Source organism: Diaphorobacter oryzae DSM 22780 (assembly GCF_059568935.1).
This window is the reverse complement of the sequence record NZ_JCANUL010000004.1, coordinates 82,645-96,882: the sequence shown is the minus strand read 5'-3', so window position 1 is coordinate 96,882 and position 14,238 is coordinate 82,645. Positions and strand designations below refer to the sequence as shown.

At 71.5% G+C, this 14,238-nt stretch carries 9 protein-coding genes; 5 read left to right on the top strand and 4 right to left on the bottom strand.

Annotated elements, in window-relative coordinates:
• Positions 1-50: 50 nt before the first annotated feature.
• The 4 genes from BP68_RS08285 to BP68_RS08270 all read right to left on the bottom strand — a co-directional run bounded on the left by BP68_RS08285 (position 51) and on the right by BP68_RS08270 (position 3,668).
• Positions 51-410 carry an FKBP-type peptidyl-prolyl cis-trans isomerase gene (locus BP68_RS08285; protein WP_496370547.1) on the bottom strand — a complete coding sequence of 120 codons (360 nt, stop codon included), beginning with the start codon at positions 408-410 and terminating at the stop codon, positions 51-53.
• Positions 411-526: 116 nt separating this feature from the next.
• Complete coding sequence (locus BP68_RS08280) at positions 527-832, bottom strand: winged helix-turn-helix transcriptional regulator (RefSeq protein WP_496370545.1); 306 nt, start codon at positions 830-832, stop codon at positions 527-529.
• Positions 833-975: 143 nt separating this feature from the next.
• The gene (locus BP68_RS08275) at positions 976-2,970 is read right to left on the bottom strand and encodes a sensor histidine kinase (RefSeq protein ID WP_496370543.1); all 1,995 of its coding nucleotides are present in this window, start codon (positions 2,968-2,970) and stop codon (positions 976-978) included.
• Complete coding sequence (locus BP68_RS08270; protein ID WP_496371071.1) at positions 2,967-3,668, bottom strand: response regulator transcription factor; 702 nt, start codon at positions 3,666-3,668, stop codon at positions 2,967-2,969. The genes BP68_RS08275 and BP68_RS08270 overlap by 4 nt, the downstream gene beginning before the upstream one ends.
• Positions 3,669-3,834: 166 nt before the next feature.
• Here BP68_RS08270 and BP68_RS08265 point away from each other — a divergent pair, with 166 nt between their 5' ends.
• The 5 genes from BP68_RS08265 (at position 3,835) to BP68_RS08245 (ending at position 14,206) form a co-directional block, all read left to right on the top strand.
• Positions 3,835-5,352 (top strand): choice-of-anchor Q domain-containing protein, encoded by a 1,518-nt coding sequence (locus BP68_RS08265; RefSeq protein WP_496370541.1) that lies wholly within the window; start codon positions 3,835-3,837, stop codon positions 5,350-5,352.
• Between the two features lie 51 nt (positions 5,353-5,403).
• Entirely contained in the window at positions 5,404-8,349 is a 2,946-nt protein-coding gene (locus BP68_RS08260) for an IPTL-CTERM sorting domain-containing protein (RefSeq protein WP_496370539.1), read from the top strand.
• A 51-nt stretch (positions 8,350-8,400) separates the two neighbouring features.
• Positions 8,401-11,250, top strand: a complete 2,850-nt coding sequence (locus tag BP68_RS08255; RefSeq protein WP_496370537.1) for an IPTL-CTERM sorting domain-containing protein — start codon at positions 8,401-8,403, stop codon at positions 11,248-11,250.
• Positions 11,251-11,443: 193 nt separating this feature from the next.
• Positions 11,444-12,799 (top strand): YVTN family beta-propeller repeat protein, encoded by a 1,356-nt coding sequence (locus BP68_RS08250; protein WP_496370535.1) that lies wholly within the window; start codon positions 11,444-11,446, stop codon positions 12,797-12,799.
• Positions 12,800-12,997: 198 nt separating this feature from the next.
• Entirely contained in the window at positions 12,998-14,206 is a 1,209-nt protein-coding gene (locus BP68_RS08245; RefSeq protein WP_496370533.1) for a CaiB/BaiF CoA transferase family protein, read from the top strand.
• Positions 14,207-14,238: the final 32 nt, after the last annotated feature.

Here is a 14,238-nt window from a genome sequence, read left to right as displayed (position 1 = left end):
GGCGGGCGCCACCGGCCCGACGGCCGGCGGTGCGTGGTGTGCAGGGGCCGTCAGGCGCCCACGGCCAGCAGTTCCACGTCGAACTTGAGCGTGGCGTTCGGCGGGATCACGCCGCCCGCGCCGCGCGCGCCGTAGCCCAGGGCCGCGGGAATGATCAGCGTGCGCTGGCCGCCGATCTTCATGCCCTGCACGCCCTCGTCCCAGCCCTTGATGACCATGCCGGCGCCCAGGGGGAATTCAAAGGGGTCGTTGCGGTCGCGGCTGGAGTCGAACTTGGCGCCCTGCTGGCCGTCGTTGTAGAGCCAGCCCGTGTAGTGCACGCGCACGGACTGGCCGCGCGCGGCTTCCGCGCCGTCGCCGACGACGGTGTCTTCGTACTGCAGGCCGGAGGCGGTGGTGGTGAAGGCCATGGTGATTCCTTGGTGTGTTTCAAAAATGATAGCTGCCTACGCTTATTTGGTAAGCGCTGGAGCCCAAAAAGACCAAAACCCGCACGGGGCGGGCTGGCGGGGGAGCGCAGGGCGCCTTACTTCTTCGCGCGCGCCGCGGCCCAGCGCGTGGCGAAGGCCTGCACGTCGGACAGACGCTTGAGCAGGTCCTGCCCCACGGGGGTGACGGTGTAGCCGTCGCTGCCGTGGTCCAGCAGGCCGGCCTCGCGTAGTTCCTTGATGCGGGTGTTGAGCGTGTTGGGCGTGATGCCGCCCACGCTGTCTTGCAGCAGGCGGAAGGTCTGCGGATGGCCGTCGCGCAGGGCCCACAGCACGCGCAGCGCATAGCGGCACTCGAGTTTCTCGAAAAGCTGGTTGACGGCGGCGTTTTCCTTGGAGCTCATGAACGCTTCTCCTTTCGCTGTTGTAGAGCGGGCCGGCGGGAGCCGGCCCTGGAATGCCCGGAATATAGCCGGGAAACTATTTTGCTACAAGTTTAATAGCTCAGAAGCGCCAAAGCGCAGGCATTCAGCTGCACAAAGGCGCGTCAGGATGTTGCCGGCGAGCCACGGGCCGGCGCGCGCTGCAGCGGCAGCCACAGGGCGAAGGCCGTGCCGTGCGGCTGCGGCGTCCAGCCGCAGTGCGCGCCCAGGGCCAGCGCGCGGCTGCGCACGTTGCCCAGGCCCCGGCGGCCGGGGGGCAGGGCGTCGGGGGCGGGCGGGGCGAAGGGACGGCCGTTGTCGTCCACGCGCACCTGCACGCCGGGCGTTTCGCCGTGGGGCGTTTCGGCGGTGGCGATGGTGATCTCGGTCGCGCCGCTGTGCTTGACGATGTTGGTCAGCACCTCCTGCAGGATGCGCAGCACATGCAGGGCGCTCTGCGCGTCGAGCCAGGGCAGGGGCGGCACGTCGCTGGTGCGCCAGTGCAGGGTGATGCCGGCCTCGCCCAGGCGCTGCTCCAGCCGAAAGCGCAGGCCCGCCAGCAGCGCCAGCAGGTCGGCGTCCACGGGTTCGAGCGAGTCGATGGAGATCTTCAGGTCGTCGATGCACTCCTTGAGCACCTGGGCCACGTCCACCTGGGCCCGGCCATGCTGCACCAGGCGCAGCGCGCTCATCAGGGACGAGCCCACGCCGTCGTGCATCTCGCGCATGAGGCGCTGGCGCTCGTGCATCAGCGTCTGCTCGCGCTCGGCGGCGCGCAGGCGCTCGTGGGCCAGGCCCAGCGCGCGCTCCTGCGCGGCCAGGCGCTCGGCCAGGGTGGCGCGGGCGCGGGCGGCCTGGTCCTGCGCGTGGCTGTAGCGGGTGAAGACGATCACCAGGAACAGGGTGAACAGGCCCACGCTCACGTAGGGCGTGAGGTAGATGCCCTCGATGTCGCCCCAGTAGTTCTGCATGGCCATGTCGTGCAGGCCGATGAACGGCACCATCGCGCCCCAGGCGGCCAGCAGCCGGCTGCTGGCGCTGCGCAGGCGCCAGGCGCCCACGGCCGCGGCGGCCAGCAGCAGCAGCGTGGGCGGCGCCATCAGCAGGCGCAGCAGCGGCAGCGCCGCCATGTAGGCCGGCCACCAGGGCGGCAGCGCGATGAGCGCCGCCGCCGCCAGGTACAGCGGCAGCGCCCGGCCCAGGCGTGGCCAGCGCTGGCCCTGCGCCAGGCACAGGAAGTGGAACATGCAGCCCAGCGCCGCCAGCAGCGCCGCCATGGCGATCCAGGAGAACCAGGCGAAGTCCATGTTCAGCCCCTCGCTGTCCACCAGGTAGGGCAGGGCCGCCACCGACTGGCAGGCCGACATGGCAAAGAACAGCAGGAACAGCCGCACCTCGCCCCGCACCTCGCTGTGGTGGCTGCGCCGGTACTTGAACCACAGCGCCAGCGCGAACAGGCTCATCAGCAGGAAGGCTGCGCGCCAGTACGACACCAGCCCCGTCTGCCAGAACGTGCGCCAGCGCCAGGGCGTGAGCAGTTCGGCCGCCGGTCCGGCCCACAGCGACGACAGCGCGCCGCCCACGCCCGGCTGGCTGGCCATGCGCAGGTGCACCTGCGCGGCCTCGCCCGGCGCGGCCAGCCCGCCCAGGTCGATCCACACCGGGTGGTTGAAGCTGTTCCACACCCGGTCGCCGCGCGACTGCCAGGCCAGGCGCCCCTGCACGTACACCGCCAGCGTGCCTATCGTCTGCCAGCGCGGGATATACAGGCGCGCGCCCTGCGCCGTGGCGGCCAGCGCGTCGGCGGGCAACTGCAGGCGGTACCACTGCACCACGGGCAGGTTGCTGGCCAGCGCCGGCTCCAGCAACCGCAGCGAGCGGGGCAGGGCATGCGGCAGCGCCACCGTCTGCCAGGGCGTGCCGGGGGCCTGCACCGCGTCGTCCGCTGCCTGCAGCGAGGGCGGCGGCGCCCAGTCGGTGCTGGGCGAGTGCCACAGCTGCGCCTGCAGCAGGTGCGCGGGCTCGGCCTGTGCAAACGTGTTGATTGCTATCAATAAAAGAGCTATCAGCGCTTTTTTTATCAGCGCCAGGGGCCGGTTGGGCTTGTGTTTCTCGGTCACTCCAGCCAGCCCTGGCGCAGCGCTGCGGAGACGGCCTCGGCCCGGGTCGTCACCTGCAGCTTGGCGTAGACGCGCCGCACGAAGGTGCGCACCGTGTGGCGCGATACGCCCATGGCCCGCGCCACCTCGTCCAGCGTGTGGCCGCGCGCCACCATGCGCAGCAGTTCGGCCTCGCGCGCTGACGGGGCCGTGTCCGGCGTGGCGGCGGTGGGCGGGGCCGATGGGGCCGGCATGGACGGCACGGCGTCCTGGCGCTGGCGCAGCAGCAGCTTGCGCGCCACCAGCGGGTTGATGGGGCTGCCGCCCGCGTGCAGGCTGCGCACCTCGTCCACCACCGCCTGCGGCGGCAGGTCTTTGAGCAGGTAGCCCATGGCCCCGGCCTCGATGGCGCCCAGCACATGCGATTCGTCGCCAAAGATGGTGCTCACCATCGCCGCCGCCCGCGGCCAGCGCCGGCGCAGCGCGGCCAGCAAGTCCAGCCCGCTGCCGTCGGGCAGGCCCAGGTCGAGCAGCAGCACGTCCAGCGGCAGATCCTGGTCCATCCGCTCCAGCGCCTCGGCGCGGCTGCTGGCCAGCCACTGCACGCGCATGTCGGGCGCGGCCTGCAGCGCATGCGCCAGCGCCGTGCGGCAGGCGCCGTCGTCCTCCACCACGCCCACGCGGATGGTGTCTGGCAGAGGGGCGGGGCTGGCGTGCATGGGGCGATGCTGCCACAGCCCGAGCGCCTGCCATGTCGCCCGAAAGGGGGACAGACGGGCCGTGGCGCGCTGCGTAGCCTTGGAGTGCATCAAGACCTTGCTATGCGTTTCAAGGTGTTTTTTGGACTCTGCGCCTTGTCCAGAAAGCGCAAGCAGCTATCAAAAAATGACTCCACCCGCCCACCACCGCCTTCTGTTCGCCGCCGCGCTGCTGCTGTCCTTGGCCAGCGCCAGCGCTCAGGCCGCCATCTGCCGCGCCAGCCCCACGGGCGCGGGCGACGGCAGCACCTGGGCGCAGGCCGCGCCGCTGGCCGCCGCGCTGGCGGATGCCGCCTGCACCGAAATCTGGCTCGCGCAAGGCAGCTACAGCCAGGCGGCGGATGCCGAGGGCTTTCGCATCGAGCGCGACCTGGCGCTCTACGGCGGCTTCGCGGGCACCGAAGGCGCGCTGGCCGAGCGGCCCACGCCCGTGAACGCCCGCGCCACCGTGCTTGACGGCCAGGGCGTGCGCCGCGTGCTGTACCTGGACGGCACCACGCCCGGCGGCCCCATCACCGCCAGCACGGTGATCGATGGGCTGAGCATCGCCAACGGCAGTGCCTTCGACCACGGCGGCGGCGTGCTGTGCCACGGCCCCTGCAGCCCGCGCATCACGCGCGTCGTCTTCTGGGACAACCTCGCCGCTGGCAGCGGCGGCGCCCTCTACAACCGCGGCATGAGCAGCCCCCACATCAGCTACAGCACCTTCGGCCGCAACCGCGCGGGCTTACACGGCGGCGCCATCTACAACTGGGCCGCAGGCGCCAGCGCCAGCGCCAGCCCCACCATCACGCACAGCAGCTTTCACGACAACCACGCCACCTACGTCGGCGGCGCCATCTACAACGACGGTATCCACATGGGTACCAGCAGCCCGGTCATCGCACACAGCACGTTCAGCGGCAATACCGCGTCGGAAGGCGGCGCGCTCTACAACGTCGGCGGCGGTGGCGGCACCAGCGCACCCCAGGTCACGGCCAGCATCTTCTGGGGCAACACCACCACGGGACCGCAGATCAACGACATCTTCGACGCCAGCACCACCGTCAGCCACAGCATCGTGGAGGGCGGCTTCGCCGGCACGGGCAACCTGGACTTGGACCCGCAGCTCGGCCCGCTGCAAGACAACGGCGGCCCCACGCCCACCCGCATGCCCGGCGCCACGGGCAGCGCCATCGACGCGGTGGACTGCGCCGTCACCGGTGCCACCACCGACCAGCGCGGCGCCGCCCGCCCGCAAGGCGGCCGGTGCGACATCGGCGCGGTGGAGCGGCGCCTGGGCAACCACCCGCTGACCATCGACATCACCGGCCACGGCGCCGTGGCGGGCGGCCTGACCAACTGCGCGGCCACCGCCGCCATCACCTGCGCCTTCACCTACCCGGGCGAGGGCGCGCCGCTGCACCTCACCCTGGCCGCCACGCCCGGCACGGGCCAGGCCTTTGCGGGCTGGGGCGGCGCCTGCACCGGCACGGGCGCCACCTGCACCGTGGCGATCGACGGGGCGCGCAGCGTGTCGGCCCGTTTTGCCCCTACTGCGGGCCCCGGCCCCGCCGGTGCGCAGCCCGTGCCCACGCTGGGCTCCGGCGCGCTGACGTTGCTGGGCGCACTGCTCGGCCTGCTCGCGCTGCGTCGCAGGGTTTGAAGTGTTTTTGGTCTTTACCCCTTACCCAATAAGCGCAACAAGCTATAAAAAATGAAGCAATCCATTCTTTCCCCGCTGCTCGCCGCCTGCCTGGCGCTGCCCGCCGTGGCGCTGGCCCAGACCTGCGCCAGCCCCAACGCCACCAGCGACTACATCCTGGGCCAGGCCGAGGGCCGCGCCAGCGCGATGCACTGGGACAGTGGGCTGGTCTGGTCGCGCGCCATCGAGGGCAGCACGCTGGCCGATCAGCAAAAGCCCTGGACGGACTGGATCAACGACTGGCTGCCCGCGCCGTTCGCCGGGCAGGCGGACTGGGGCGTCAGCGCGGCCCTTGTGGAAGACCGCCTGCACACCGGCGCCTGGCGGCTGCCCTACAAGCTGGAGAACAGCGCGCTGGCAGCGGGCTGCCCTGACCCTGACTTCCGCCTCAATACGGAAGTGCTGCCCACCGTGCATGGACAGGGGGGGCTGAACGGGTCGCTCTGGACGGCATCGCCCCGGCCGGGCAACCAGGGCAGCGCCTGGCAGACCTTGTTCGGCCAGCAGCCGCAGGTCGGCACGTGGCTCTCCACCAACAGCGGCGGAGAAGCACGCCTGGTGCGCGGCGGCCAGCCGTTTGCCAACTTCACCTTCCTGAACACCGCCACCGGCGTACCGGCGGGCACGGTGCGCGAGTTCACGGTGGGGCCGCTGGCCAGCCAGACGGGCGCGGGCACGGCCTGGGGCGGCGCGCGCCTCAGTGGCAACGGGCGCATCCGCGTCGGCAGCGGCCCCTGGGTGCGCGAGGCCATCGTCAAAAGCGGCGACCAGATCACCGTGCGCCTGCAAGCCCCGGTGGCCGAGGGCGCCCCCCCCACCACGGCCACACTCACCCTGCGCAGCGGCAGCACCACCGGCACGGCAGCCAACGCCGCCAACGGCGGCACCGAGGCTACGCAGGTGCAAGAGACCTCCACCGGCTTCACCCTCAACGCCAGCGACCCCGCCCCCACGCCGCGCGCCTGCCGCGTCAGCCCCACCGGCAGCGGCAACGGCACCAGCTGGGCGCAGGCCGCCAGCCTGGACGTTGCGCTGGCCGACCCCAGTTGCAGCGAGGTCTGGCTGAAGCAGTCCGCTGGCACCCCCTACGTGCCGTCCGGCGCGCAGGGCTTCGTCATCGAGCGCAACGTCAAGCTCTACGGCGGTTTCATCGGCACCGAGGCCACGTTGGCCGAGCGGCCCCAGTCCGTGTCTCCCGGCCTGACGGTGCTGGACGCCAACAACAACAGCCGCGTGCTGTACCTGGACGGCAGCCTGGGCACCCCGCTCGACGACACGCTGATCGACGGCGTGTATCTGCTGCAGGGCGCGGCGGCCGGGCCTGGGGCCAACGGCGGCGCGCTGTACTGCAACGGCGCGGGCGCGGGCAGCGTGTGCAGCCCCTGGCTGAACAGGGTGCACATCGGCGCCTCGTGGGCCGACGGCGATGGCGGGGCCCTGTTCAACGACGCCAGCGGCGGCGGCGTCAGCAGCCCGGTGCTGACGAATGTCCTCATCAGCAACAACCACGCCGAGGGCCACGGCGGGGCCATCTACAACCGGGGCGAGGGCGGCACCAGCAGCCCCGTGCTGCGCAATGTCTATATGGATGGCAACGACGCCTACAACGGCAGCGGCGGCGCCATGTACAACCTCGCCAAGGGCAGCGGCGGCGTCAGCAGCCCGGTGATCGAGCAGGCCGTTTTCACAGGCAACGGCGCGGGTGTGTCCGGCGGCGCCATCCACAGCCTGACGGAGGGCGGCGGCACCAGCCACATGCAGGTGCGCAACGCCACCTTCGCCACCAACCAGTCCTCCGCTGGCAGGCCCGGCGGCGCCATCGCCATCGTGAGGGTGGACGGGGATGCCCGCGTGGACGTGGCGCACGTCACCTTCATGGGCAACATGGCCGGTGGCAACGGCAACGCGCTGTTCACCCAGGGCGGCGTGGTGGGGGTGCGCAACTCCGTGCTGTGGGGCAGCTCGGCCACGCGCTCCCAGGCCATCACCTTTTTCACAGGCTCCACCACTATCACCGACAGCCTGATCCAGGACGGCTGCGTGGGCGGCAACGTGGCCCCCTTCCCGGGCGGCACCGCCACCGTCGCCTGCAACGGCCTGGTGCTGGACGCCGACCCCGCACTGGGCGCGCTCGGCGCCAACGGCATGACGGACTTTCCCATCCCCTACAGCCACCTGCCCGCCGCCAACAGCCCGCTGCTGGACACCGTGGCCTGCACCCTGCCCGCCGACCAGCGCGGCGTGGCCCGCCCGCAAGGCACAGCGGGCGCCACCGCCTGCGACATGGGCGCGGTGGAGCGCCGCGCCGACGCGCTGCTCACCGCCAGCGTGAGCGGCGCGGGCAGCGTCTCGGCCAGCAGCGGCGGCCTGGGCCCGTGCGGCCCGGCGGGCGGCGCGTGCAGCGCCAGCTATGCCAACGCCGAAGGCGCTGCGCCCGCCCAGGTCACCCTCACCGCCGTACCCGGCGCGGGGCAACGCCTCAGCGGCTGGGGCGGCGACTGCACGGGCGCCACGCCCACCTGCACCGTCACCCTGGACCGCGCCCGCAGCGTGACGGCCAGCTTCGCGCCCGACCCCAGCGCCACCTACACCATCGGCGGCAGCGTCAGCGGCCTCACCGGCACCGGCCTGGTGCTGCGCAACAACGGCGGCGGCGACCTGCCCGTGGCCGCCAACGGCCCATTCACCTTCGCCACGCCCGTCGCGCAGGGCGGCAGCTACGCCGTCACCGTGCACACCCAGCCCACAGGCCAGACCTGCACGGTGGCGGGCGGCAGCGGCACCGTCAACGCGGCGAACGTGGGCAGCGTGCAGGTGGCTTGCCGGGCCACGGCCGGTCCGGGCCCTGGGCCAGGCCCCGGCGCGGGCGGCGCGCAGGCCATTCCCACGCTGTCGGATTGGGCGCTGGTGTTGCTGGGCGCTCTGATGGGCTTGCTCGCGCTGCGTCGCAGGGGTTGACGTGTTTTTGGCCTTCAGCCCTTATCCAACAAACGCAAGCAGCTATTAAAAATGAAGCAAACCATTCTTCCCATGCTCTTCGCCGCCTGCCTGGCGCTGCCCGCCGCGGGGCTGGCCCAGACCGTGGTGCTCGACGAATCGTTCGGCATCCCGGACACCGCCAGCCCCCAGCCCTGCCCGGCACTGCCCACCGGCTGGACGCAGTTCAACGCCGACGGCAACGCCACGGAACCCGTCATGGGCATCCCCGCCTGGCCCTGGCCTGCGGGCAACCCCGGCTGGGCCAACTGGCCCATGGGCTATCAGCAGTCGCCCGCCTGGCCTGTGAACGCCGAGAGCTGCGCGCCCATCTCCAGCGCGTGGCTGAGCTCCCCCGGGCAGGCCGCCGACCGCTGGCTGGCCACGCCCGCCATCACCGTGCCCGCAGGCGCGAAGCTGCGCTTCGTCACCCATGGCGTGGACCGCTACGAGGTGCGCTGGAGCAGCGTGGCCACCAGCCCCACCGCCATGCTGGCCGATGCCGACGCCGCCGTGCTGTTGAGTGTGCTCACCGACGAGCGCGGCAGCATGCTGGCCACGCGCGAGATCGACCTGGCCGCGCTGGCCGGCAAAACCGGCCACATCGCCTTTCGCAACACCGACACCGACGGCTTCTGGCTGTCCGTGCAGAAGGTCTGGGTGGGCGTGCCCGCCGCCAACGAACACCCCATCACCGCCACCGTCACGCCCGCCGACGGCTCGGGCGGCGTGCTGAGCTGCCCCAGCGGCGCCGAGCCCGGCGGCACGGCCTCCTGCACGGCATTTCCCAACCCTGGCTACACCTTCCACCACACGCAGGGCATTGGCGGCTGCAATCAGCCCGGCGACGCGCTCAGCCCCAACAACGACCGTTGCACCATGGGCAACGTGCAAGGCCTGCGCACGCTGACGGCCACTTTCGTGCCTTACATGCCGCCCCCCACCGACATCACCGCCACGCCCGACGGCGCGGGCAACGTCACCATCGGCTGGACACCGCCCGACACCGTGCTGCCCATCGGGTACTACTACTTCAACCTGTTTCCCTTGCCCATGGGCGGCGCGCCGCTGGGCGCCATCTGCACCAATCCCACCCCCGGCACCAACGACATTCGCAGTTGCACCGTGGCGGACTACCAGAACGGCACGGCCTATGTGCTGGGCATGCGGGTGGCAGACGACCTCCAATGGGGTTTCGCCGGCCATGGCGTGAGCCTGAACGACCACGCCTTGGTGCAAATTTCCACCGTCGGCCTTCCCGGCGGCGGCGCGGCCACGCTGGTCAGCTCCGCCTCACCCATGCCCGCTTTCTCCAGCGGCAGCGGCCTGCCCGCAGGCTGCACCGTCGGCGGCCTGCCCGCCGTGCAAACGCCCGACACCGCCGCGCTGACCGGCGCGGGCGCCCCCACGGGCAGCACCGCGCCGCTGGGCGCGCTGCAACTGAACCTCAGCGGCTGCGAAGGGCAGACGGTGCAGCTCGACATCACCTACCCCGCAGGCGCGCTGGCCGGCAAGCAAGCCTGGGTGCAGAACGGCCCCGGCTGGCAGCAGCAAGGCAGCATCGGCGGCGACACGCTGCGCTACCAGTTCACCAGCGCGGCGGGCGGTGGCGGCGCCATCACCGCCACCGTGGCGCCCCTGGACGTGCCCCCGCCTGCCTACACCATCGGCGGTACCGTGGCGGGCCTATCCGACGCCGGCCTGGTGCTGCAGAGCAACGGCGGCGACAACCTGCCGGTGTCCGCCAACGGCAGCTTCACCTTCGCCACCTCCGTCGCGCAGGGCGGCGCCTACAGCGTCACCGTGTTCACGCAGCCGCAGGGCCAGACCTGCGCCGTGACCAGCGGCAGCGGCACCGCCAGCGCCAACGTCACCCACGTGCAGGTGGCCTGCGCGGCGAGTACCCACGCCATCACCGTCAGCCCACCCGGCAACCTGGTCTGCATGCCTGCCACCGTCGCCTACGGCGGCACCTCGCAGTGCACCGCCACGCCCCCGGCCGGCCAAGTCACGCAAAGCATCAGCGGCTGCAACGGCATGGCCACGGGCGTGGGCGCCAACGCCTACGCCACCGGGCTCATCACCAGCGCCTGTACCGTCACCGCCACCTTCGCGCCGCCGCCCGCCCACACCCTGGGCGGCGGCGTCACGGGCCTGACGGTCAGCAACCTCGTGCTGCGCAACGGCGGCGAAAACCTGCCCGTGCCCACCAACGGCCCCTTCACCTTCGCCCAGACCGTGGCCGACGGCGGCAGCTACCACGTGACCATCGCCACCCAGCCCAGCGGCCAGCGCTGCACCATCGCCAACGCCAGCGGCAGCAACGTGGGCGCCAGCGTGAACAGCGTGCGTGTGAGCTGCGCGGCGTACTTCGAGGGCACCACCGTGCCCGCCAGCGGCGCGGGCGGCACCGGCAGCGCCACCTTCACCGGCGGCGGTGGCCGCTGCCGCTTCGACCTGGGCGCCACCGGCTTCGAGGCCGCGCCCGCCGCGTTGCCGCCGGGCCGCACGCTGCCCCAGGGCCTGCTGCGCATCGGGCTCGTGGACTGCACCACCGCCGTCGCCATGGAAGTCACCTGGCCCGAGCCCGTGGCCGGCTACACCAAGCACGGCCTGGCCGCCCGCACCGACACCCAGCCCAGCTACTTCGTGCCCGCGGGCCTGGCCATCAGCGGCCGCACGGTGCGCTTCACCCTCACCGACGGCGCGCAGGGCGACAACGATTGGACGCCCAACGGCGTGATCGCCGACCCCTCCGGCCCTACGGCGCTGGCGGCCGGCCCTGGCGGCGCGCAGGCCATTCCCACGCTCTCCGCCTGGGGTCTGCTGCTGCTGTCCGCGCTGCTGGGTCTGCTGGTGCCGCGCCTCAGGAGGCCGGCGTGACACACCCCGCGTCCCCCGGCGCCCACGCCTCCTGCCGCCGCGGCCGGCCGCCTGCCTGGCGCTGTTGGCGTGTACTGACCATGCGCACCAAGGCCCGTTGTCGCGGATACGCCAGGGCCGGTGGACACACGGTATGACGCGTCATCGGCACCCCTCCTCAACACGCCCACTCGCCCTATCTGGAGACCCTCTCGTGCCATTTTTATCTCTCTTGCCACGCACCGCTCGCCACCTGCTGTTGCTCGCGGCCTGCGCCCTGGCCGGCCTCGCCCAGGCGGCGCCATTTGCTTACATTTCCGGCGTCGGCTCCAGCGATGTCTCGGTGCTCGACCTAGCCACCAACACCGTCACCGCCACCGTACCCGTAAGCACCCCGTACGGCGTGGCGGTGAACCCGGCCGGCACCCGCGCCTATGTGGCCAACTACACCTCTGCCACTGTCTCTGTGATCGACCTGGTCGCCAACACTGTCACCGCCACCGTGCCCGTGGGCACCCACCCATTTGGCGTGGCGCTGAACCCGGCCAGCACCCGCGCCTATGTGACCAACCTGAGCTCCAACACGGTCTCGGTGATCGACCTGGCCACCAACACTGTCACCGCCACCGTGCCCGTGGGTGGCTCTCCCCGTGGCGTGGCGGTGAACCCGGCCGGCACCCGCGCCTATGTGGCCAACTTCGACTCCGACACTGTCTCGGTGGTCGACCTGGCCACCAACCTCGTCATCGCCACCGTGCCGGTGGGCACCAACCCCTTGGGCGTGGCGCTGAACCCGGCCGGTACCCGCGCCTATGTGACTAACGTGAACGCCGACACTGTCTCGGTGATCGACCTGGCCACCAACCTCGTCATCGCCACCGTGCCGGTGGGCACCAACCCCTTGGGCGTGGCGCTGAACCCGGCCGGTACCCGCGCCTATGTGACTAACGTGAACGCCGACACTGTCTCGGTGATCGACCTGGCCACCAACCTCGTCATCGCCACCGTGCCGGTGGGCACCAACCCCTTGGGCGTGGCGCTGAACCCGGCCGGTACCCGCGCCTATGTGACTAACGTGAACGCCGACACTGTCTCGGTGATCGACCTGGCCACCAACACCGTGATCGCCACCGTGCCCGTAGGCGCCAAGCCCTATGGCGTGGCGGTGAACCCGGCGGGCACCCGCGCCTACGTGACCAACAATCTCTCCGACAGTGTCTCGGTGATCGATCTGACCACCCACACCGTGACAGACACCCTCCCCGTAGGTGACGGCCCCACAGGCGTGGCCTTCAACCAGGCCGGCACCCGCGCCTATGTGGTCAACAGCAGCGCCCACAATGTCGCGGTGATCGACCTGGCCACCCACACCATCACCGCCACCGTGGCTGTGGGAGTGTCTCCCTGGGCGCTGGGGCTGTTTATCGCACCCGCCCCCGCGCCAGTAGTGACGCCGGCCATGCCCTCCGCCATCCCCAGCCTTCAGGATGGGGCCTTGCTGCTGCTGGCGGCCGGCCTGGGGGGGCTTGCGCTGCGGCACCTGCGGCTGGCACGGGGCCGGCGCTCCTGAAGCAGGAGCGCACTGCACCCACGCGCATGCACCCGGCGGTGTGCAGCCTGCTTCCACGCTGTCGGTCGCGGCGCAGGATTTGAGATGTTTTTGGTCTCTTTCGCTTTCCTGGTAAGCGCTGGCAGCTATCAAAAATGAAGCAATCATGAGCCAGGCCGGCCGCCGCGCCCCCCGCGGCTTCGGGTACCCTCGCGCACCATGGAATCCAACGCAACCGCTACCCCCGCCCTGCCGCTTGCCGGCATCCGCGTGGTGGAGTTCACCCACATGGTCATGGGCCCCACCTGCGGCATGGTGCTGGCCGACCTGGGGGCCGAGGTCATCAAGGTCGAGCCCGTCGATGGCGACCGCACGCGCCACCTGCTGGGCGCGGGCGCGGGCTTCTTCCCCATGTTCAACCGCAACAAGAAGAGCATCGCCATCGACCTGCGCAGTCCCGAGGGGCTGGAGGTGGCGATCCGCCTGGCGTCATCCGCCGACGTGGTGGCGCAGAACTTCAAGCCCGGCGTGATGGCCAAGTACGGCCTTCATTATTCCGCGCTCTCGCGCCTGAACGAGCGCCTGATCTACGTGAACCACACGGGCTTTCTGCCCGGCCCGTACGAGCACCGCACGGCGCTCGACGAGGTGGTGCAGATGATGGGCGGCCTGGCCTACATGACGGGCCGCCCCGGCGACCCGCTGCGCGCGGGCGCCAGCGTGAACGACATCATGGGCGGCATGTTCGGCGCCATTGGCGCCATGGCGGCCCTGATGCAGCGCGCGCAGACGGGCAGGGGGCAAGAGGTGGATTCGGCCCTGTTCGAGAACAACGTGTTCCTGGTCGGCCAGCACATGATGCAGTACGCCGTGACGGGCCAGCCCGCCGCGCCCATGCCCGACCGCATTTCGTCCTGGGCCGTGTACGACGTGTTCAGCGTGCGGGACGGCGGCCAGATCTTCCTGGCCGTGGTGAGCGACGCACAGTGGCAGACCTTCTGCGGCGCCATGGGCTACGGCGACCTGCAGGCCGACCCGCGGCACGCCACGAACAACGACCGCGTGCGCGCCCGGTCCACGCTGCTGCCCGAGCTGCGCCGGCGCCTGGCCGCGCACAGCGCCGAGGAGCTGGCGGCCGTCTTCGAGCGCCACGGCCTGCCGTTCGCGCCCATCGCGCGGCCCGAGCAGCTGTTCGACGATCCGCACCTTGCCGCCACGGGCGGCCTGGCCGAGATCACGCTGCCCGACGGAGAGCGCGCTGGCCAGACGGCGCGCACCACGCTCATGCCGCTGCGCCTGGCGGGCGAGCGCCTGGGCGTGCGCCTTGATCCGCCCCGACTGGGTCAGCACACGCGGGAGCTGCTGAGCGGCCTGGGCTACGGCCCGGATCAGGTGGCCGCGCTGCACCAGTCGGCGGCCGTGGCCTGAGCGCTGGCCGCGCCGCCCCGCCGCGCACGGAG